Origin of the sequence: Pseudomonas sp. dw_612, from assembly GCF_018449725.1 — a bacterium.
Taxonomy (GTDB): domain Bacteria; phylum Pseudomonadota; class Gammaproteobacteria; order Pseudomonadales; family Pseudomonadaceae; genus Aquipseudomonas.
Genome location: NZ_JAAVVC010000015.1, coordinates 132,928 through 157,546, shown reverse-complemented (window position 1 = coordinate 157,546; position 24,619 = coordinate 132,928). Strand labels below are relative to the sequence as shown.

Sequence of the window (24,619 nt, the reverse complement as noted above, 5' to 3'; positions counted from 1 at the left end):
CCGCCACCTGCAAACCCAACTGCCGGACTACATGATCCCGGCAGCCTACGTCCATCTCGACAAACTGCCCTTGACGCCAAACGGCAAACTCGACCGCAAAGCCCTGCCAGCCCCCGATTCCGCCGCCGTCATCACCCGCACTTACGAAGCCCCCCTCGGCGAAGTCGAAATCGCCCTCGCCAACATCTGGCAAGACCTGCTGGGCCTTCCAAAAGTCGGCCGTCACGACCATTTCTTCGAACTCGGCGGTCACTCCCTGTTGGCCGTCAGCCTGATCGGCCGCATGCGCCAACTCGGTCTTTCGGCAGACATCCGCGTCCTGTTCGGCCAGCCAACCCTGGCGGCACTCGCTGCCGCAGTGGGTGGCGCTAACGAAATCGTGGTGCCGGCGAACAACATCCGCCTGGGCTGCACCGAGATCACCCCGGACATGCTGACCCTGGTCAACCTCGACCAGAACGCCATCGACCGCATCGTCGCCACCGTTCCGGGCGGCGCGCGCAACGTGCAGGACATCTACCCCCTGGCGCCGTTGCAGGAAGGCATTCTCTACCACCACATCGCTGCGTCTCAGGGCGACCCGTATGTGCTGAAAGCCACGTTCACCGTCGTCGATCGCGAGCGTCTCGACGCGTTTGCCCATGCCCTGCAAGGCGTGATCGATCGCCATGACATCCTGCGCACCTCGGTGGTGTGGCAAGGCCTCGACGAACCGGTGCAAGTGGTGTGGCGCAAAGCGCAACTGGCGGTCGAGGAAATCAAGTTCGACGCCACCGAAGGCGAGATCGCCGACCGCCTGCGCGCACAATTCGACACCCTGCATTACCGTCTCGACATGCAACAGGCGCCGTTGATGCGCATCGCGTTCAGCCATGACGCGCCGAATCAACGCTGGGTGGCCATGTTGCTGTTCCACCACATGGCCCTCGATCACGTCGCGCTGGAAGTGGTGCAACAGGAAATGCAAGCGCACTTGCTCGGTCAGTCCGAGCAACTTGGCGAAGCCGTGCCGTATCGCAACTATGTGGGTCAGGCGCGCCTGGGTGTCAGTCGCGAGGAACACGAAGCGTTCTTCCGCGACATGCTCGGCGATATCGACGAGCCGACCTTGCCGTTCGGTTTGCAGGATGTGCGCGGCGATGGCAGTGACATTGAAGAATCCGCGCTGGACCTCAGCGCCGACCTGAGTCGCCGTCTGCGGGCCCAGGCCCGGCAGTTGGGCGTGAGCGCCGCAAGCCTGCACCATTTGGCCTGGGCGCAAGTGTTGGGCCGGGTTTCGGGTCGTGAAGACGTGGTGTTCGGCACCGTACTGATGGGCCGGATGCAGGGCGGCGAGGGCGCCGAACGGGCGCTCGGGATGTTCATCAACACCTTGCCGCTGCGGGTCAGTCTCGGTGAACTCGGCGTGCGCGACGGGGTAAAAGCCACCCACGCGCGGCTGAGCGGTTTGCTGGGTCACGAACATGCCTCGCTGGCCCTGGCCCAGCGTTGCAGCGGGGTGGTCGCGCCATTGCCGTTGTTCAGCGCCTTGCTCAACTATCGGCACAGCGCGGCCCATGCGCATTCAAACGAAACTCTGACGGCGTGGGAAGGCATCGAATCCCTGAGCAACGAAGAACGCACCAACTACCCGCTGACCCTGTCGGTGGATGACCTGGGCGAAGGTTTCCGCGTGACCGCGCTGGCCATGCCACAAATCGGCGCCGAGCGTATTTGTGCCTACCTCAACACGGCGCTGGAGCATTTGGTCGATGCCCTGGAGCAGGCGCCACACACCGCACTGCTGAGCCTGCCGATCCTGCCGCCCGCCGAGCGTCAGCAACTACTGGTGGACTTCAACGCGACGGCGCGCAGCTATCCGCAGGACAACACCGTTCATGGGCTGTTTGAAGCGCAGGTTCTGGCTGCTCCGCAAGCAACAGCGGCAGTCCACGACACGCAAAGCCTGACTTACAACGAACTCAACACCCGAGCCAATCAATTGGCTCATCACCTGATCGGCCTCGGCGTTCAACCGGGAGATCGCGTGGCGATTCTGCTGGAGCGTTCCCTTGAACTGCTGGTCAGCCAGTTGGCGATCCTCAAATGTGCCGCTGTGTATGTGCCGCTGGACTTCAGCGCACCCACCGAGCGTCAAGGTTTTATGGTGCAGGACAGCGGGGCGCGGAGGGTGCTGACGCTCAGCACAACAGCCGTGCCCGAAGACGCAGTGCGCGTGGATCTGGACACCGTAACCCTCGAAAGTCAGGTAACCGATCCACACCTGCCACAGTCCAGCGAATCCCCGGCCTACATCATGTACACCTCGGGCTCGACCGGCACGCCAAAGGGCGTTTTGGTCCCGCACCGCGCCATCAGCCGCTTGGTGATCAACAACGGCTACGCCGAATTCAACGCCGAGGATCGCGTGGCGTTTGCCTCGAACCCGGCCTTCGACGCCAGCACCCTCGACGTCTGGGCGCCACTGCTCAATGGCGGATGCGTGGTGATCGTTGAGCAAGATGTTTTGCTCTCGCAAGAATGCTTCCAGGTGCTGCTGCTTGAGCAAAAAATCAGTGTGCTATGGATGACGGCAGGGCTGTTCCACCAATACGCCGCCGGTTTGATGACCGTGTTCGGCCAGTTGCGCTACCTGATCGTCGGTGGCGACGTGCTCGATCCAGCCGTGATCAGCCGCGTATTGAAAGAAGGCGCGCCGCAGCACCTGCTCAACGGCTACGGCCCAACCGAAGCCACGACCTTCTCGGCGACCTACGAAATCAAGAAAGCAGGCGCGGGCAGCGTTCCCATCGGGCGCCCGGTCGGCAATACACGGCTTTACCTGCTGGATTCACAGGGCAACCCGGTACCGGTTGGCGTCGCGGGCGAGTTGTATATCGGCGGCGACGGCGTGGCCAAAGGTTATCTAAACCGCCCCGAGCTGACTGCCGAGAAATTCGTCGCCGACCCGTTCAGCACTGAGCCGCAAGCCTTGCTCTACCGCACCGGCGACCTCGGTCGCTGGCTACCGGACGGCAATGTCGAATACCTGGGTCGCAACGACGACCAGGTGAAAATCCGTGGTTTCCGCATCGAACTGGGCGAGATCGAGGCGCGATTGGGCCTGTGTGCCGGCGTGAAAGACGCCGTAGTGTTGGCGCGACAGGACGAGTCGGGACCAAAACGCCTCGTGGGTTACGTAATTGCCGAACCCGGCACCACGTTGTCAGTGCAGGATCTGCGCGCCGAACTGGCCGCCTCACTCGCCGAGTACATGGTGCCCAGCGCCTTCGTGGTGCTGGACCTGTTCCCGCTGACCGCCAACGGCAAACTCGACCGTCGCGCATTGCCAACCCCGGACGCCGATGCCTACGCCAGCCGTGAATACGAAGCGCCACAGGGTGAGGTCGAGGAAACCCTCGCACGCCTGTGGTCTGAAGTGCTCAAGGTCGAACGCGTCGGGCGTCATGACCACTTCTTTGAACTCGGCGGCCACTCGCTGCTGGCGGTCACGCTGATCGAGCGCATGCGTCAGGCCGATTTGAGCGCCGATGTGCGCGTGCTGTTCAGCCAGCCGACCCTGGCCGCACTGGCCGCGGCAGTCGGCAGCGGCAAGGAAATAACGGTTCCAGCCAACCTGATTGCGCTGAACTGCGAACACATCACCCCGGACTTGCTGCCGCTCGCCACCCTGACCCAGGACACCATCGACCGCATCGTCGCGACGGTGCCCGGCGGTTCGCGCAATGTGCAGGACATCTATCCGCTGGCGCCGTTGCAGGAAGGCATTCTCTATCACCACCTCGCCGCCGAGCAGGGCGACCCGTACGTGCTGCAAACGCAATTCGCCTTCGACAGCCGCGAGCGTTTCGACGCCTTCGTTCAGGCCTTGCAGGTGGTGATCGGTCGTCACGACATTCTGCGCACCTCCGTGGTCTGGGAAGGCCTCGATGAACCGGTGCAAGTGGTGTGGCGCGACGTCCTGCTGACCCCGGAATACATCGAACTCGACCCGGCCATCGGCGATATCTCCACACAACTGGGTAGCCGTTTCGATGCCCGCCATTACCGTCTCGACCTGCGCCACGCGCCACTGATGCACCTGGCTTACACCCACGATGCTGTGCAAAACCGCTGGGTCGCAATCCTGCTGTTCCACCACTTGGCGCTGGACCACACCGCGCTGGACGTGATGCAGCACGAGATGCAGCTGCACCTGCTGGGTCAGGACGACCAGTTGGGCGAGGCGATGCCGTACCGCAACTATGTGGCCCAGGCGAAATTCGGTTTGAGCGCCGATGATCACGAGGCGTTTTTCCGCGAGATGCTCAGCGACGTCGACGAGCCGACACTACCGTTCGGCCTGCAGGATGTGCAGGGCGACGGGCATGGCATCGACGAGGCGCGCCAGCCTGTGGATCTGGGGCTGTCCAAACGCCTGCGGGCCCAGGCGCGGCAGCTCGGTGTGAGTGCCGCCAGCCTGGTGCACCTGGCCTGGGCGCAGGTGCTGGGTAAGGTGTCCGGCAAACAGGATGCGGTGTTCGGCACCGTATTGCTGGGCCGTTTGCAAGCCGGCGATGGCGCGGACCGGGCGCTGGGGATGTTCATCAACACCTTGCCGCTGCGGGTCGATGTCGGTGCCCAAGGCGTGAAAGCCGGGGTCAAGGCGACCCACGCGCGGCTGACCGCGTTGCTCGGTCACGAACACGCTTCATTGGCATTGGCTCAGCGTTGCAGCGGCGTGACCGCACCGACGCCGCTGTTCAGCGCGTTGCTCAACTACCGACACAGTTCCGGCGAAGTCACCGAGGAAGCCTTGTCCGCGTGGCAAGGGATCTCGGCGCTGGGCGGTGACGAGCGCACCAATTACCCGTTGACCCTGAACGTCGATGACGCGGGTGAAGCCTTCTACCTCACGGCGCTGGTCGCCCAAGCCATCGGCGCCGAGCGCATTTGCGCCTACATGCAAGTCGCGCTGGACAACCTGGTCGTCGCGCTGGAAACCGCGCCGCACACGCTGCTGCAAGATCTGACTGTGCTGCCCGCCGCCGAGCGTCAGCAGTTGCTTGAAACCTGGAACACCACCGACGTCTTCTATGAACATGACGCGCTGATCCACCACCAATTCGAAGCCCGGGCGGCCACGCAGCCGGACTCCGTGGCTGTGGTCTATGAAGACCTGAGCCTGACCTACGGCGAACTCAACGCCCGCGCCAATCAGATGGCCCACCGTTTGCTCGCTCTGGGTGTGCGCCCGGATGATCGCGTGGCGATCTGCGTCGAGCGTGGCCTGGAAATGATCGTCGGCCTGCTGGGCATCCTCAAGTCCGGCGCCGGCTACGTGCCGCTGGACCCTGCGTACCCGGCCGAGCGCATCGCCTACATGCTCTACGACAGCGCGCCGGTGGCGCTGTTGACGCAACTGCCATTGCGCGATCAGCTGCCGCAAATGAACATCCCGACGCTGCTGCTCGACCTGATCGAAGCCAGCCACGAAGCGCCGCCCGCACAACACAACCCTGACGTGCCGGGCCTGACCTCGGCGCATCTGGCCTACGTGATCTACACCTCCGGCTCCACCGGTCTGCCGAAAGGCGTGATGATCGAACACCGCAACGTCGCGCGACTGTTCTCCGCGACGCAGCCGTGGTTCAACTTCGGCCCGCAGGACGTGTGGGCCTTGTTCCACTCCTTCGCCTTCGATTTCTCGGTCTGGGAAATCTGGGGCGCGCTGACCCACGGCGGCCAGTTGCTGGTGGTGCCGCAACTGGTCAGCCGCTCGCCACAATACTGCTATGCACTGTTGTGCGAGGCCGGGGTGACCATCCTCAACCAGACGCCGAGTGCCTTCCGCCAGTTGATTGCGGCTCAGGGTGAAATCGACCTGAACCACAGCCTGCGCCAGGTGATTTTCGGCGGCGAAGCGCTGGAAACCGGGATTCTCAAACCCTGGTATGCCCGCAAAGCCAATGCGAACACGCAACTGGTCAACATGTACGGCATCACCGAAACCACGGTACACGTGACCTATCGCGCACTTGAAGCGGCCGATGCGCAATTGATTGGCGTGAGCCCGATTGGCGGACGCATTCCCGACTTGCAACTGTACGTGCTCGATGCTCAGCGCGAACCGGTGCCGGTCGGCGTGATCGGCGAAATGTACGTCGGCGGCGCCGGTGTCGCCCGGGGTTACCTGAACCGCGACGAACTCACCGCCGAACGCTTCCTCAGCAACCCGTTCAGCAGCGACCCGAGTGCGCGGATGTACCGCACCGGCGACCTTGGCCGCTGGCTGGCGGACGGCAGCGTCGAATACCTGGGTCGTAACGACGATCAGGTGAAGATCCGTGGTTTCCGCATCGAACTGGGCGAGATCCAGGCCAAACTCGCCGCCTGCAACGGCGTGCGCGAAGCCGTGGTGCTGGCCCGTCAGGACACCGGCGACAAGCGTCTGGTGGCGTATGTGATTGCCAAGGAAGGCGAGCAACTGACGGCCGCCGAACTGCGCGCCGAACTTCTCGAAACACTGGCCGATTACATGGTGCCGAGTGCGTTCGTGACGCTCACCTCATTCCCGCTGACCACCAACGGCAAGCTGGACCGTCAGGCACTGCCGGTGCCGGACCAGTCCTCGGTGGTGAGTCGCGCCTATGAAGCGCCGCAAGGCGAGGTCGAAACCGCCATTGCGAAAATCTGGCAAGACCTGCTGCAAGTGGAGCAGGTCGGGCGTCACGATCATTTCTTTGAACTGGGCGGGCACTCGTTGCTGGCGGTGAAACTGATCGAACGCATGCGTCAGGTCGATCTTGCGGCGGACGTGCGTGTGTTGTTCGGCCAACCGACCCTCGCGGCACTGGCCGCCGCCGTCGGCGGCACAGTCGAAATCGTGGTGCCGGGCAATGCGATCCCGGACGGCTGCACCCGCATCACCCCGGACATGTTGTCGCTGGCGACGCTGACTCAGGACGAAATCGACCGCGTGGTGGCGGCGACCCCCGGTGGCGTGGCCAATGTGCAGGATATCTACGCCCTGGCGCCGTTGCAGGAGGGGATTTTGTATCACCACCTCGCGGCGGAGAAGGGCGATCCGTATCTGCAATATGCGATGTTTTCCTTCGACAGCCGCGAGCGTTTGGCCATCTTCGCCAACGCGCTGCAAGGCGTGGTGTCGCGACACGATATTTTGCGCACGGGCGTGGTCTGGGAAGGCCTGGACGAACCGGTGCAAGTGGTTTGGCGTGCGGCGCAACTGGGGCTGGACGAGATTGTGCTGGACCCGACGGTCGGCGAAATCGTCGAGCAATTGCGCGAACGCCTCGATCCACGGCATTACCGCCTGGACATTCGTCAGGCGCCGATGATGCGCATCGGCTATGCCGAGGACGTGGCGAATAACCGTTGGGTCGGCATGCTGCTGTTCCATCACATGGTGGACGACGCGACTTCGCTGGGGATGCTCACCGCCGAAATCGAAGCGCACATGCTCGGTCAGGAGCAACTGTTGGGCACTTCGGTGCCGTACCGCAACTATGTGGCCCAGGCGCGGCTGGGTATCAGCCGCGAAGACCATGAAGTGTTCTTCCGCGACATGCTCGGCGACATCGACGAGCCGACATTACCGTTCGGCCTGCAGGATGTGCAGGGCGAAGGACGGGATATCGAAGAAGTCCGCCAAGTGGTGGATGCGGTGTTGAGCAAACGTCTGCGGGCTCAGGCCCGTCAGCTCGGCGTGAGCGCCGCGAGCGTCTATCACCTGGCCTGGGCGCAGGTGTTGGCCAGTGTTTCGGGTAAGGACGACGTGGTGTTTGGCACGGTGTTGTTGGGCCGGATGCAGGGCGGTGAAGGCGCCGACCGTGCGCTGGGCATGTTCATCAACACCTTGCCGTTGCGCGTCAGCCTCGGGGCCCAAGGCGTGCGCGCCGGGATCAAGGCGACCCACGCGCGATTGACCGCATTGCTCGGTCACGAGCATGCCTCGTTGGTACTGGCCCAGCGGTGCAGCGGCGTGACCGCGCCGACGCCGCTGTTTAGTGCGTTGCTCAATTACCGTCACCTCGGCACACGAACCGTGTCGAGTGAAGCCATCGCGGCTTGGGACGGTATCGAGGCGCTGGATGGCGAAGAGCGGACCAACTATCCGCTGACCTTGTCGGTGGATGACCTGGGTGAAGGCTTCAACCTGACCGTCATGGCCTCGGCGCAGATTGGCGCCGGGCGGGTGTGCGGCTACATGCAATGCGTGCTGGAAAATCTGGTGCAGGCCCTGGAGCAGGCGCCGCAAGCACCGTTGCATGGCTTGAAAATCCTGCCGGCGGCGGAGCGTTTGCAGTTGCTGGACACCTGGAACGCGCCGGTTGGCGAATACGCCAGTGACCACACAATCCAAGGTTTGTTTGAAGCCAGGGCGGCGGCACAGCCGGATGCCGTGGCGGTGGTGTTTGAAGCGTTGACGCTGACTTACGGCGAACTCAATGCCCGGGCCAACCAAGTCGCCCATCACCTCATCGGATTGGGCATTCGCCCGGATGATCGGGTAGCGATTTGCGTCGAGCGCGGTCTGGAGATGATTGTTGGTTTGCTGGGGATTCTGAAGGCGGGCGCCGGTTATGTGCCGCTGGACCCGGCTTATCCGCAGGATCGAATTACCTACATGCTGGAAGACAGCGCGCCGGTTGCAGTGTTGGCTCAAGCCTCCACTCGGTGGTTGCTGGACGCGGTTGTGGTGCCGGTTGTTGAATTGGATAGCGACCGTTGGCAGGACAAATCCGTCTCCAATCCATTGGTGACGGGCCTGATTTCATCGCATCTGGCCTACGTGATCTACACCTCCGGTTCGACCGGCCTGCCGAAAGGCGTGATGGTTGAGCATCGCAACGTCGCGCGGCTGTTTTCGGCGACTCAAGACTGGTTCGATTTCGGCCCGAAAGACGTCTGGGCGTTGTTCCATTCCTTCGCCTTCGACTTCTCGGTCTGGGAAATCTGGGGTGCGCTGACCCACGGCGGCCGCTTGTTGGTGGTGCCGCAACTGGTCAGCCGTTCGCCGGCGGATTGTTATGCGCTGCTGTGCGAGGCGGGCGTTACGGTGTTGAACCAGACGCCGAGCGCGTTCCGGCAGTTGATCGCCGCCCAGAGTGCTAAGGCCCATAGCCTGCGCCACGTGATCTTCGGCGGTGAAGCGCTGGAAACCGGGATTCTCAAACCCTGGTATGCCCGTGCGCAAAACGCGCAAACGCAACTGGTCAACATGTACGGCATTACCGAAACCACCGTGCACGTCACTTATCGCCCGTTGACAGCGGCGGATGCGCAATTGGTCGGCGTCAGCCCGATCGGCGGGCGCATTCCCGATCTGCAACTGTACGTGCTGGACGCTCAGCGCGAGCCAGTGCCAGTGGGTGTGGTCGGCGAAATGTACGTCGGCGGCGCTGGTGTGGCGCGGGGCTACCTGAACCGTCCCGAGCTGAACAACGAACGCTTTATCCCCGACACCTTCAGCGGCCGTGCCGAGGCGCGGTTGTATCGCACCGGTGACCTCGGCCGCTGGCTGGCGGACGGTACGGTGGAATACCTGGGGCGTAACGATGATCAGGTGAAGATCCGTGGTTTCCGTATCGAATTGGGTGAAATCGAGGCGAAACTCGCGGCCTGCGAGCATGTGCGTGAAGCCGTGGTCATAGCGCGTGAAGATGAACCGGGCGACAAGCGCCTCGTCGCCTATGTGATTGCCGATCAGGATGCGCCGTTGTCAGCCGCCGATCTGCGCACGCAATTACTGAATTCACTGGCCGACTACATGGTGCCGAGCGCCTTCGTGATGCTGGCCGCGTTCCCGCTGACCACCAACGGCAAACTCGACCGCAAGGCGTTGCCGGCGCCGGATTCGGCAGCCTACGCCAGCCGCGAATACGCCGCCCCGCAAGGTGAAGTCGAAAGCACCATCGCTGGAATCTGGCAGGACCTGCTGAAGATCGAACAGATCGGTCGGCATGACAATTTCTTCGAACTCGGCGGGCATTCGCTGCTGGCGGTGAAGCTGATCGAGCGCATGCGTCAGGTCGATCTCGCCGCTGATGTTCGCGTTCTGTTTGGCCAACCGACCCTGGCCGCGCTCGCCGCTGCCGTGGGCGAACAAACTGAAGTCGTGGTGCCGGCCAATCGGATTGCAATCGATTGCCAACGCATCACCCCAGACATGCTGCCACTGGCTGACCTGGATCAGCAGGCCATCGACCGTATTATCGCCACCGTCCCGGGCGGCGTTGCCAACGTGCAGGACATCTACGCACTGGCGCCGTTGCAGGAGGGGATTTTGTATCACCACCTCGCGGCAACCCAGGGTGACCCGTACGTCCTGCAAGTGTTGTTCGGTTTTGACGGTCGAGACCGTGTGGACGCGTTTGCCCAGGCCTTGCAGAGCGTGGTGTCGCGTAACGACATCCTGCGCACCAGCATGGTCTGGCAAGGGCTGGCCGCACCGGTGCAAGTGGTCTGGCGTCGGGCGCAAATGGTGGTCGAGGAAGTCGCGACCGACCCGGCGGCGGGGGATGTGGTGCAGCAACTGCACGAACGTTTCGACCCGCGTCACTATCGTCTGGACATCGCCCAGGCACCGTTGATGCGGCTGGCCTACGCGCAAGACCCGGCGAATAGCCGTTGGGTCGGCATGTTGCTGTTCCACCACATGGCCCTGGACCACACCGCCCTTGAAGTGGTGGTGCATGAAATGCAGGCCAACCTGCTGGGGCAGTCGGAGCAACTCGGCGCGGCCGTGCCGTACCGCAATCACGTGGCGCAGGCCCGATTGGGCGTGAGTCGCGAGCAGCACGAAGCGTTCTTCCGCGACATGCTCGGCGACATCGACGAGCCGACGTTGCCCTTCGGTTTGCAGGACGTGCAAGGCGATGGCAGCGGTATCGAAGAACAACATCAGATGGTCGATACGGCGCTGGCCCTGCGTCTGCGAGTGCAGGCGCGGCAGCTTGGCGTCAGCGCGGCGAGCCTGGTGCATTTGGCCTGGGCGCAGGTGGTCGGTCGGGTATCGGGTCGCGAAGAGGTGGTGTTCGGCACCGTGCTGATGGGCCGGATGCAGGGCGGCGAGGGCGCCGATCGGGCGCTCGGCATGTTCATCAACACCTTGCCACTGCGCGTAAGCGTGGGGGCACAAGGTGCGCGCGCCGGGGTCAAGGCGACCCATGTGCAGCTCTCGGCATTGCTCGGGCACGAGCATGCCTCGCTGTCCCTGGCCCAGCGGTGCAGTGGCGTACCGAGTTCGTTGCCGTTGTTCAGCACCTTGCTCAACTACCGGCACAGCGCCGGGGAAGCGGTGTCCGATCAGGCGGTTTCGGCCTGGCACGGGATTCAGACCCTGAGCATGGAAGAGCGGACCAATTATCCGTTGTGCCTCAACGTGGACGATCTGGGCGAGGGCTTTATGCTCACCGCGCAGGCGGTGGTCGAGGTCGGAGCGCAGCGGGTTTGCGACTATATGCATTCGGCGCTGGGTGCCTTGGTTGAGGCGCTGGAGCACGCGCCGGAGTCGCCGTTGCGTGGGTTGTCGATCATGCCGGTGGCGGAGCGGGAGCAGGTGTTGGTCGGGTTCAATGCCACTGAAGCGTTGTATCCGCTGGATCAGACGGTTCATGGGTTGTTTGAGGCCCAGGTTGAGCGCACGCCGGAGGCGGTGGCGGTGGCGCATGGCTTTGAACAGTTGAGCTATCGCGAGTTGAATGAGCGGGCGAACCGCTTGGCGCATTACCTGCGCGAGCAGGGTGTGCGGCCGGATTCTCGGGTGGCGATTTGTGTTGAGCGTTCTTCTGACATGGTCGTTGGGTTGCTGGCGATTCTGAAAGCAGGCGGCGGTTATGTGCCGCTGGATCCGGCGTATCCGCTGGATCGAATTGCCTACATGTTGCAGGACAGCGCGCCGGCTGTGGTGTTGGCGCAGGCCTCGACCCTCGGACTGTTGACCGAAGCTTCGATGCCGGTCGTCGATTTGGATAGCGACATTTGGCAGGACAAATCCGTCTCCAATCCTTCGATTGAAGGCCTGACGTCGGCGCATCTGGCCTACGTGATCTACACCTCGGGTTCGACCGGTTTGCCCAAAGGCGTGATGATCGAGCATCGCAACACCGTGAACTTCCTGACTTGGGCGCATCGTTCATTTGATGAAGCCACGTTGGCCAAAACCCTGTTCTCGACCTCGCTGAACTTCGATTTGGCCGTCTATGAATGCTTCGCGCCGCTGACCTCGGGCGGCAGCATCACGGTCGTGAAGAACGTGTTGGAACCACAACACGACATCACGCTGATCAACACCGTGCCCTCGGCGCTTAAAGCCTTGCTGGAATCGGGCGGATTGAGTGAAAACGTGCACACGGTCAACGTGGCGGGTGAAGCACTCAAGCGCAGTCTCGTGGAAAACCTGTTCGAACACACCAGCGTGCAGCGCCTGTGCAACCTCTACGGCCCGTCGGAAACCACGACTTACTCAAGTTGGGTGTCGATGGATCGTGAGGACGGTTTTGCCGCCCACATCGGCAAACCCGTCGCCAACACCCAGTTCTACTTGCTGGATGAGCATCAACAACCCGTGCCGCTGGGCGTCCCAGGCGAAATCTACATCGGCGGCGCCGGCGTAGCGCGCGGTTACTTGAACCGTGACGACCTGACTGCGGAACGTTTCCTTACCGACCCATTCAGCACAAACGGACGCATGTACCGGACCGGCGACCTCGGCCGCTACCTGAAAGACGGCAACATCGAATACCTCGGCCGCAACGACGATCAAGTCAAAATCCGCGGCTTCCGCATCGAACTCGGCGAAATCGAAGCCAAACTCGCCCAACACACCGATATCCAGGAAACCGCCGTCCTGGCGCGCGAAGACGTGCCGGGCGATAAACGCCTGGTCGCGTACTACACCGCGCCGCAAACCCTCGACATCGACGCACTCCGCCGCCACCTGCAATCCCAACTCCCGGACTACATGATTCCGGCCGCGTACGTGCACCTCGACGTCTTGCCCTTGACCCCGAACGGCAAACTCGACCGCAAGGCGTTGCCAGCCCCGGACTCTACCGCTGTCATCACCCACACCTACGAAGCCCCGATCGGTGAAGTCGAAATCGCCCTGGCGCACATCTGGCAAGACCTGCTCGGCCTGCCGCAGGTGGGGCGTCAGGATCAGTTCTTCGAACTCGGCGGCCATTCGTTGCTGGCGATTCAACTGATTTCCCAAGTGCGTTTGCGTCTGGGCGTGGAACTCGGCTTGACCGACCTGTTCGCCCAGCCCGAACTCGCTGCATTGGCCCAAGCCGTGGCCCAGGCCAGCCGCAGCACCTTGCCGGAGATCGTGACGGTTTCCCGCGAGGAAGATCTGCCGCTGTCCTTCGCCCAGCAGCGCCTGTGGTTCCTGGCGCAGATGGAAGGTGGCAGCGCGGCGTATCACATGCCGGCCGGTCTGCGTCTGCGCGGGACTTTGGATACTGATGCCCTGCAACGGGCGCTGGACCGCATCGTCTTCCGTCACGAAGCGCTGCGCACCACCTTCGTCCAGACCCAGGGCGAAGAAGCGCTGCAACGAATCGCCCCGGCGGATTGCGGTTTCACCCTGCGCCAGCAGGATTTGCACGGTCAGGCCGATGCCGAAGCGCAACTGCAAGTGTTGGCCGCCGAAGAAGCCGTCGAACTGTTCGATCTGGAACACGGCCCGTTGATTCGTGGCCGACTGATCCGGCTCGATGCGCAGGACCATGTGCTGCTGGTGACCATGCACCACATCGTCTCCGACGGCTGGTCGATAGGCGTGCTGACCACCGAACTGGCGGCATTGTATGAAGCGTTCCGCCATGGTCTGGACGATCCGCTGCCGGCGCTGACGGTGCAATACGCCGACTACGCCGTGTGGCAACGTCGCTGGTTGAGCGGTGAGGTGCTGCAAACCCAGAATAACTACTGGCAACAAACCCTGGCCGACGCGCCGGCACTGTTGATGCTGCCGACTGATCGTCCTCGTCCGGCTCATCAGCATTACGCCGGCGCCGCCATTCCTTTGGTCTTCGACGAAGCCTTGACCAGCGGCCTCAAAACCCTGAGCCAGCGCCACGGCACCACGCTGTACATGACGCTGATGGCCGGTTGGGCGGCGCTGCTCAGCCGCCTCTCCGGGCAGGATGAAGTGGTGATCGGTTCGCCGGTCGCCAACCGCACCCGTGCCGAAGTCGAAGGCTTGATCGGTTTCTTCGTCAACACCCTGGCGGTGCGGGTCGATGTCTCCGGCGCGCCAAACGTCGAAACCTTGCTCGCGCGGGTCAAGGCCCAAACCCTCGGCGCCCAGGCTCATCAGGACCTGCCGTTCGAACAAGTGGTGGAAGTGCTGAACCCGGTGCGCAGTCTGGCCCACAGTCCTTTGTTCCAGGCCATGTTGTCGTGGCAAACGGCGGGTGGCGCTGAACTGGTGCTGGGCGAGTTGAAACTTGAAGGTTTGGGCGTGGCCAACCACGTGGCCAAGTTCGACCTGTCGCTGGAACTCGGTGAAATTCAGGGTCAACTGTTCGGCAGTCTGGAATACGCCACGGCACTGTTCGACGAATCCACCGTGCAGCGTTTCCTCGGTTATTTCGAGCGGGTGTTGCGTGGCATGGTGGCGGACGATCAGGCCCTGGTCGATCAGATCGAGTTGCTGGATGCCGGCGAACGCCAGCGTCTGTTGAGCGACCTCAATGCCACTCACACGCCGTACCCGCGCGACAAAACCATCCATCAGTTGTTCGAAGCGCAGGTCACCGCTCAGCCAGACGCCATTGCCGTGGTGTTTGACGGCGAACACATGAGTTACGCCGAGCTGAACCGCCAGGCTAACCAGTTGGCGCACCACCTGATCGGGCTGGGCATTCGCCCGGATGATCGGGTGGCAATCTGCGTCGAACGTGGCGCGGAGATGCTGGTCGGTTTGTTGGCGATCCTCAAGTCTGGTGCCGGTTATGTACCGCTGGACCCGGCGTATCCCGTCGAGCGTTTGGCCTACATGCTCAGCGACAGCACCCCGGCGGTCTTGCTGACCCAACGAGCGTTGCAGGATCGCTTGCCGAGCCTCGACATTCCAGTGGTCTTGCTCGATAAATCCGAACGCGTCACCGATGGCTACGACGACAACCCGGTGATCCTGTCGTTGGGCGTGCGCCATCTGGCCTACGTGATCTACACCTCCGGCTCCACCGGCACGCCAAAAGGCGTGATGATCGAACACCGTGGGTTGGTCAACTACACGATTGACGCGATTCGCCTGTTTGGCCTGACCCCAGCGGACACCGTGCTGCAACAAAACACCCTGAACTTTGATTTGTCGGTGGAGGAAATCTTCCCCGCGCTCATTGCCGGCGCGACCCTCGCGCCAAGCCGCAACATCTTCGGCACCTCTCAGGAAGACATCCGCCCAACCTTCCTGCACCTGACCGCTGCGCACTGGCATACCCTGGCTGCCGAGTGGCACTACAGCCCGGCGCTGGCTCAGGAGCAATTGCGCAACGTGCGCCTGATCAACGTTACCGGCGACGCGCTCTCCACGCAAAAACTGCAAATGTGGGAACAGATTCGTCCGTCGCACACGCAACTGGTCAACACCTACGGCCCGACCGAGGCCACGGTGTCCTGCACCGCAAGCTACGTGACCTTCGAAGCGCTGAACAGCAACGCCAGCATCGGCACACCGATGGCCAACACCCGCATTTATCTGCTCGACGCGCACCTTCAGCCAGTACCGTTTGGCGTGACGGGTGAAATCTACATCGGCGGCGACGGCGTGGCCCGGGGTTACTTGAATCTCGACGCAATCACCGCCGAACGCTTCCTCGCCGATCCGTTCAACAGCGTACCAAACGCCAGGATGTACAAAACCGGCGACCTGGCGCGCTACCGTCCCGACGGCGGCCTCGAATACCAGGGCCGCAACGACTTCCAGGTCAAGGTCCGTGGTTTCCGCATCGAACTCGGCGAAATCGAAGCCAGACTCGGCGACTGCACCGGCGTGAAGGAAGCCGCCGTCATCGTTCGCGAAGACGCGCCGGGCGATAAACGTCTGGTCGCGTACGTGGTCCCGCAAGCCAATACACTCCTGATCGCCGCCAACCTGCGCGCCCAACTCGCACCGTTGTTGGCCGAATACATGCTGCCGAGCGCTTTCGTCAGCCTCGAAGCGCTGCCGTTGACCCCGAACCGCAAACTCGACCGCCAAGCGCTACCGATCCCAGACGCCGCCGCCTACGCCAGCCGCAGCCACGAAGCGCCGCAAGGCGCGACAGAAATCGCCCTGGCGCACATTTGGCAAGACCTGCTCAAGGTCGATGAGGTCGGTCGTCACGACCACTTCTTCGAACTCGGCGGCCACTCGTTATTGGTTATGCGCCTGATCTCACAAGTACGCCAGCAACTGGGCGTCGAGATGAACCTGACCGACGTTTTCGCTTACCCGAACCTGATCGCCCTGGCGCAAATCCTCTCGCAAGCCGCACACAGCACTCAGCCCGACATTGTGCCGGTGTCCCGCGACCAGGCCTTGCCGCTGTCCTTCGCGCAACAGCGCCTGTGGTTCCTGGCGCAACTGGACGGCGCGAGTGCGGCGTATCACATTCCCACCGGCCTGCGTTTGCGCGGCGAACTGGACAACATCGCGCTGACCCGCGCCTTGAATCGGATCGTCGCCCGTCACGAAGCCCTGCGCACCACGTTCGTGCAGGAACACGGTCGGGACCCGGAGCAACGCATTGCCGATGCCGATTGCGGTTTCGCCCTGCAATTGCATTCGCTGGCCAGGCACACGGAGGCTGAAGCCGAGTTGCTGGTCATGGCGTCGGAAGAAGCGCGCGAGGCGTTCGATCTGGAGCGTGGCCCGTTGATTCGAGGGCGTCTGGTGCGCATGGCCGAAGACGACCATGTGTTGCTGGTGACCATGCACCACATCGTCTCGGACGGCTGGTCCGCCGACGTGCTGACCCGCGAACTGGGCGTGCTGTATGAAGCGTTCCGCGCCGGTGGCGAAGATCCGTTGCCGGAACTGTCGGTGCAATACGCCGACTACGCGATCTGGCAGCGCCTGTGGCTCACCGGCGAGGTGCTGAACACCCAGGAAATCTACTGGCAGCACGCATTGACCGGTGCGCCGGCCTTGTTGACGTTGCCGACTGACCGACCACGTCCGGCGCAACAAGACTATTCCGGCAGCGCCGTCGGGCTCGCGCTCGACGAAACCCTGACCGGCGAGCTCAAGGCGTTGAGCCAACGCCAGGGCACCACGCTGTTCATGACCGTCATGGCTGCGTGGGCCACGGTACTGAGTCGCTTGTCCGGGCAGAGTGATGTGGTCATCGGCACACCGGCGGCAAACCGCATGCGCGCCGAAGTCGAAGACATGATCGGTTTCTTCGTCAACACCCTGGCGCTGCGCGTCGAGGTGTCAGCGGAGCTGACGGTCGAAGCTTTATTGCAACAAGTGAAGGCGCAGACGCTGGGAGCGCAAGCCCATCAGGACTTGCCGTTCGAACAAGTGGTGGAAGTGGTGCGGCCGGTGCGCAGCCTGTCCCACAGCCCGGTGTTCCAGGCGATGTTGTCGTGGCAGAACAACGAAAGCGCCGGTCTGGAGCTGGGCGACATGAGCCTGCAAGGCTTGGGCGTGACCAGCCGCACCGCGAAGTTCGATGTGCTGCTGGACATGGCGGAAATCGGTGGCCGACTGTTCGGTTCTCTGGAATACGCCACCGCGCTGTTTGACCAAGCGACGATGGAACGTTACCTCGGCTACCTGGAATGCGTACTGCGCGCCATGGTTGCCGACGAACACACTGTGCTGGCGAACATTCCGCTGCTGGGAGACGAAGAACGTCAGCATCTGCTGGAAACCTTTAACCGCACCGCCGTCGAGTACCCGCAGGGTTTGACCTTGCACGGGGTGTTTGAGGCGCAAGTTGCCAAGGGGCCTGACGCCATCGCCGTGACCAGTGAAAACAGTCACTGGACTTACGCCGAACTGAACCGCAGCGCCAACCAGATCGCCCATCGCCTGATCGAACTGGGCATCCGCCCGGACGACCGCGTGGCGATCTGTGTCGATCGCAGCCTGGAAATGGTCGCGGGCCTGTTGGGCATCCTCAAATCCGGCGCCGCGTATGTGCCGCTGGATCCGGATTACCCGGCCGATCGCCTGGCCTACATGCTGGAAAACAGTGCTCCCGCAGTGGTCCTGACCCAGCGTTCATTACAGGCGAGTCTGCCTGCAACAGCGGCGCGGGTCATGTTGCTGGATGCGGCGGACGATTTCTCGGCCCAACCGAGTACCGATCCCGTGGTTGAAGGCCTGAATTCGCAAAACCTGGCCTACGTGATCTACACCTCGGGCTCGACCGGCATGCCGAAAGGCGTGATGAACGAACACGGCGGGGTGGTCAACCGTCTGTTGTGGATGCAGGACGAATATCAACTGACCCCAACGGACAGCGTGCTGCAAAAGACCCCGTTCAGCTTCGACGTGTCGGTCTGGGAATTCTTCTGGCCACTGTTCAACGGCGCGCGGTTGGTGATGGCGCGTCCGGGCGGTCACCGCGAACCGGCGTACCTGCGCGAAGTGATTCAAACCGAAGGCATCACCACGCTGCATTTTGTGCCGTCGATGCTCGATGTGTTCCTGGCCGCTGGCGATGTCAGCGATTGCAAGGGGCTGGTGCGGGTCATGTGCAGCGGCGAAGCACTGCCGGGTCAGTTGGTGCGGCGCTTCAAGATGCAATTGCCGGGTACTGAGCTGCATAACCTCTATGGCCCGACCGAAGCCGCGGTCGATGTCACCGCGTGGAACTGCGCCGGTGCCGAAACGCCGGACAGCACGCCAATCGGCAAACCCGTTGCCAATACACAAATCTACCTGCTCGACGCCTCCCAACAGCCCGTGCCGCTGGGCGTAGCAGGAGAGATCTACATCGGTGGTGTTCAAGTCGCTCGCGGTTACCTGCACCGTCCGGAACTGACGGTCGAACGCTTCCTTAATGATCCGTTCAGTGCCAGCGCCAATGCGCGGATGTATCGCACCGGCGATCTCGGTCGCTACCTGGCGGACGGCACTATCGTCTACCTGGGCCGCAACGACGATCAGGTCAAGATTCGCGGTTTCCGCATCGAACTGGGCGAGATCGAAGCGCGTCTCACCGGGCATCCAGCCGTGCTGGAAGCGGTGGTGCTGGCCCGCGAGGACGAGCCCGGCGACAAGCGTCTGGTGGCGTATTACACAGGCGAAACCCAGGACATCCAGGCCTTGCGTGCGTACCTGCACATTCAGTTGCCGGAATACATGGTGCCGGCCGCCTACGTGCGCCTCGACGCATTGCCACTGACGCCGAACGGCAAACTCGACCGCAAGGCATTGCCGGCGCCGGACCTGGATTCGCTGGTGACCCACGGTTATGAGGCACCACAAGGTCCAGTGGAAACCACCCTGGCACAGCTTTGGGCCGAGTTGCTCAAGGTCGAGCGGGTCGGTCGCCACGATCATTTCTTTGAACTGGGCGGTCATTCGCTGCTGGCGGTGACGCTGATCGAACGCATGCGTCAGGCCGGTTTGAGCGCAGATGTGCGGGTGCTGTTCGGCCAGCCGACGCTTGCCGCGCTGGCAGCGGCCGTGGGTGGTGGCATGGAAATCGTGGTGCCGGTCAACGGCATTACCCCGGATTGCCAGCGCATCACCCCGGACATGCTGCCGCTGACCACGCTGTCTCAAGATGAAATCGAGCAGGTGGTTGCGCGAATCCCCGGTGGCGTGGCGAATGTGCAGGACATCTACGCACTGGCGCCGTTGCAGGAGGGGATTTTGTATCACCACCTCGCGGCGCAGCAGGGTGATCTCTATCTGCAACAGGCGTTGTTCAACCTCGCGGATCGTGAACGGCTGGATGCCTTCGTCGATGCGTTGCAAGGCGTGATCGGTCGCCACGATATCTTGCGCACTGCCGTACTCTGGGAAGGATTGCGTGAGCCGGTGCAAGTGGTCTTGCGTGAAGCACGATTGATTGTGCAAGAGTGCGTTGTGGAACAGGGCGACGTCGCGGCACAACTGCGCGAGCGTTTCGATCCGAGCCACTACCGCCTCGATGTGCGCGAGGCGCCGTTGCTGCGTCTGGCCTGCGCCTATGACGAAACCCATCAGCGTTGGGTCGCGTTGCTGCTGTTCCATCACATCGCCCTCGACCACACCGCGCTGGAGGTAATTCAGCACGAAATGCAGGCCTACTTGCTGGGCCAGCAAGCGCAATTGGGCGAGGCGGTGCCGTATCGCAACTACGTGGCACAGGCTCGACTCGGCATGAGTGAAAGCGCCCACGAAGCGTTCTTCAGCGACATGCTCAGCGACATCAAGGAACCGACCTTGCCATTTGGTCTGCACGATGTGGAGGGTGACGCCACCGGTGTCGAACAGGCGCAATTGGTGGTGGAAGAAGGCTTGAGCCGGCGTCTGCGAGCGCAGGCCCGGCAGTTGGGCGTCAGCGCAGCGAGCCTGCATCACCTGGCCTGGGCGCAAGTGGTGGCGGGCGTGTCCGGTCAGGAAGATGTGGTGTTTGGCACCGTCCTGATGGGGCGGATGCAGGGCGGTGAGGGTGCTGATCGTGCGCTCGGCCTGTTCATCAACACCTTGCCGTTGCGGGTGGATGTCGGAACCCTGGGCGCGAAAGCCGGGGTGAAGGCGACCCACACACGCCTCGCAGCATTGCTGGGACACGAACACGCCTCGCTGGCCCTCGCGCAACGTTGCAGTGGCGTGGCCGCACCGGCGCCGCTGTTCAGCGCGTTGCTGAACTATCGACACAGCGCCACCCAAGTCACGAGCGAGGCGCAGTCGGCCTGGAGCGGGATCGAAGGGTTGGGCGGCGAGGAGTGGAGCAACTATCCACTGTCGCTGAACGTCGATGATCTCGGCGAACCGTTCGTGCTCACCGCGTTGGTGGTGACGCAGATCGGCGCCAAACGGGTCTGCGATTACATGCATGCGGCGCTGGAAAGCCTGGTCGATGCGCTCGAGCGCACACCGCAAGCACCGCTGCGCAGCCTGTCGATCCTGCCGTTGAGCGAGCGTCAGCAATTGCTGGTCGAGTTCAATGCCACCGATGCGGTTTACCCACACGAGCAAACAGTGCACAGCCTGTTCGAAGCCCGGGCAGCAGCCCGGCCCGAGGCGATTGCCGTCGAACATGCCGGACAGCAACTCACCTATGGCGAACTGGAAACACGGGCCAATCGCCTGGCGCATTACCTGCGTGGGCAAGGTGTCACGCCCCAGGCGCGGGTGGCGGTTCTGTTGAATCGTTCGTTCGACCTGATCGTCAGTGAACTGGCGATTCTCAAGTGCGGCGCCGTGTATGTGCCGCTGGATCACCATGCACCGCAGGATCGCCAGCGCTTCATGCTGGAGGACAGCGCGGCGACGTTGATCCTGACCACCAGCGACCGCGTTGTGCCCGAAGGCACGTTGCGGGTGGATCTGGACACACTGCTGCTGCCGGATGAAATGCCCGCCGCCGCACCGGTCCAGGCCAGCGATACCCCGGCGTACATCATGTACACCTCGGGTTCCACCGGCCAACCGAAAGGCGTGATCGTGCCGCATCTGGCCATTGGCCGACTGGTGATCAACAACAGCTTTGCCGATTTCGGCGAACAGGACCGCATGGCGTTCGCCTCGAACCCGGCGTTCGACGCCAGCACCATGGAAGTCTGGGGCGCGCTGCTGAATGGCGGGCGGATCGTAGTCATTGATCACGAGGCCCTACTTAACCCGACGCAATTCGCCCAGGTACTAACGGGCTCGGGCGCGACGGTGCTGTTCCTGACCACGGCGATGTTCAACCAATACGTAATGCTGATCCCGGACGCCCTGGCGCGCCTGCGCATCCTGATGTGCGGCGGTGAGCGGGCTGACCCGACGTCGTTCCGCCGGATGTTGGCCCATGCGCCATCCCTGCGTCTGGTGAATGGCTACGGCCCGACCGAAACCACCACGTTCGCCACCACCCACACGGTGACTTCGGTGCCGGACGGCGCGGTGAATATTCCCATTGGCCGGCCGATTTCCAACACCCGGATCTACATCCTCAACCGGGCCGGGCAACCGGTGCCGGTCGGGGTGGCGGGGGAGATCCATATCGGCGGCGCCGGTGTGGCCCTGGGTTATCTGAATCGTCCTGAATTGACCGAGGAGAGCTTTATCATCGACCCCTTCAGCGATAAGACGGGCGCACGCCTGTACCGCACCGGCGACCTCGGGCGCTGGTTGCCCGATGGCAGCGTCGAGTACCTCGACCGCAACGACGGCCAGGTGAAAATCCGCGGTTTCCGCATCGAAATCGGTGAAATCGAGGCCCGTTTGCATCTATGCGATGGCGTGCGCGAAGCCTGGGTGATGGCGCGGGAGGACAGCCCGGGCGACAAGCGTCTGGTGGCTTACTACACCGGGGGTCAACACCTCAATGCCGAAACGTTGCGTCTGCAACTGCAATCGCTGTTGCCGGAATACATGATCCCGGCTGCCTTCGTGAAACTGCAGGCGCTGCCGCTGACGCTCAACGGTAAGGTCGACGTCCGCGCACTGCCAGTGCCGGAAGCCGAGGCCTATGCCAGCCGCGATTACGAAGCGCCGTTGGCCGGCGTGGAAACTACCCTGGCCGGTTTGTGGGCCGAGGTGCTGAAGCTGGACCGCATCGGCCGTCATGACAACTTCTTTGAAATGGGCGGCCATTCGTTGCTGGCGATCCGCTTGGTAGGGCTGATGGCCCAGGCTGGCCTGAGCATTACCCTGGCCGAGTTGTTCCAGCACGAAAGTGTCGCGTCCATGGCCTCGATGCTTGAGGCCCGCGACAGCGATGCGGCGGCACCGACGGGGATTTTGCCGGTACGCGAGGCAGGGACGAAAAACCCGCTGTTCCTGGTGCATGAGTTCAGTGGCCTCGACGTCTACTTCCCGGCGCTGGGCAAACACATTGATCCAGACACCCCGGTCTACGGCTTGCCGGGCATTCCCTGGGGCGAAGAGCAGCTGCAGACCATGGAATGCCTGGCGACGCGCCTGTTGGGCATCATCCGTTCGGTGCAACCGCAAGGGCCGTACCGCTTGGCCGGTTGGTCGTTCGGTGGGGTGCTGGCCTACGAGATTGCCATTCAACTGATTGGCCTGGACGAGAAGGTCGAATTCCTCGGCCTGATCGACACTTACCTGCCACGGTTGGTGGATCAGGGCCGGGCACGCTGGTCGCCGGTCGATGCGCACAAAGTGCATCTGCTGGACCGTTGCGAGGTGTTCTGGAAAGCCCAGGACTCGGACGTGACATCGGTGCTCGCGAAGCTGACTCGATTGCAGGTGAATGAGTTCGACTTTGATGGCCTGGTGCAGCATTGCAGCGACGAAGGTCTGCTGCCTGCCGAACTGGCTGATTACAGCGCGGCGCAACTGTGGCAATACCTTGATCGCGAGGTCGCTCATGGCCATGCGTTGGCTCATTACACGGTGTATCCAGTCAGCACGCCGGTGCACCTGTTCATTGCGGAGCAGCGCAAGGACGACGCGCCCGAGCACGACGGTTATCTGGGCTGGGACGCGGTCTTGCCGAAAGCGCAGATACAGTGCGTCACGGTACCGGGCGATCACCAGACCATGATGCAGGCGCCGCATATCCAGACCCTGGCACGGGTCATCGACGAGGCACTGCACGCTGCGGCATCACGCCCGGCGTCCGGGTCATCGAAAACCGACTACCAACCGCTGCTGACCATTCAGGGCGGGCGCTCCGGTCAGGCGCCGATCTTCTGTGTGCCGGGCGCGGGTGACAGCGTGACCGGGTTTATCGGCCTGACCGATGCCTTTGGCCCGGACTGGCCGATCCACGGCTTGCAACCCCGCGGACTGGATGGCACCACCGTGCCTTACAGCCTGGTGGAAACCGCCGCCGAAGCCTATCTGGAAGCCGTCGACCGGGTACAACCCGACGGCCCCGTGCATTTGCTCGGGCACTCCTTCGGCGGCTGGATTGTGTTCGAGATGGCCGCGCGTTTGCGCGCCAATGGCCGTGAAGTGGCTTCGCTGACATTGATTGATAGCGAGTCACCGGGCGGCAACGGCGTGGTCGGCAAACCCTATACCGCAATGGGCGTGCTCAAACGCTTGATCGAGGCGATGCAACTGGCGTCCGGCAAGTCGCTGGGGATCGATGCCACGGCCTTCGCGGCCCAGGACGATGCCGGGCAGATGCGCTTGCTCCACGCTGGCATGGTCCGCGCCGGCATGTTGCCCCAGCGTTCTGCGGCCAATTCCATGAACGGACCGGCGCGGGCCTTTGGTACGGCGCTGCGCACGGTGTATCAACCGCAGCATCAATACGACGGCCCGGTGAACCTGGTGCTGGCCGACGATCCGACCCTGGACACGGCCGGTAACAAACGCGAGCAGGAAGACATGATCGAAGGCTGGCGCAAGCATGTACCCAATCTCAGTATCTGGTACGGTCCGGGCAACCATTTCACCATCCTCAAGGCACCTCACGTACATAACCTGGCCGCCTGGTGGCAGGACAGCCTTTCGATCCTCGATGAGGAGGCCGCCAATGACTACGTCTAG

The 24,619-nt window shown here is 62.8% G+C and carries 1 protein-coding gene (cut by a window edge); it reads left to right on the top strand.

Annotation, left to right across the window (positions count from 1 at the left end; genetic code table 11):
- Positions 1-24,619, top strand: the 3' portion of a protein-coding gene (locus tag HB680_RS21935) for a non-ribosomal peptide synthase/polyketide synthase (protein ID WP_213940591.1). The gene continues 6,197 nt to the left of window position 1, outside the view; 24,619 of the gene's 30,816 nt are visible here — the last part of the coding sequence; its start codon lies beyond the left edge, outside the window; it ends in the stop codon at positions 24,617-24,619.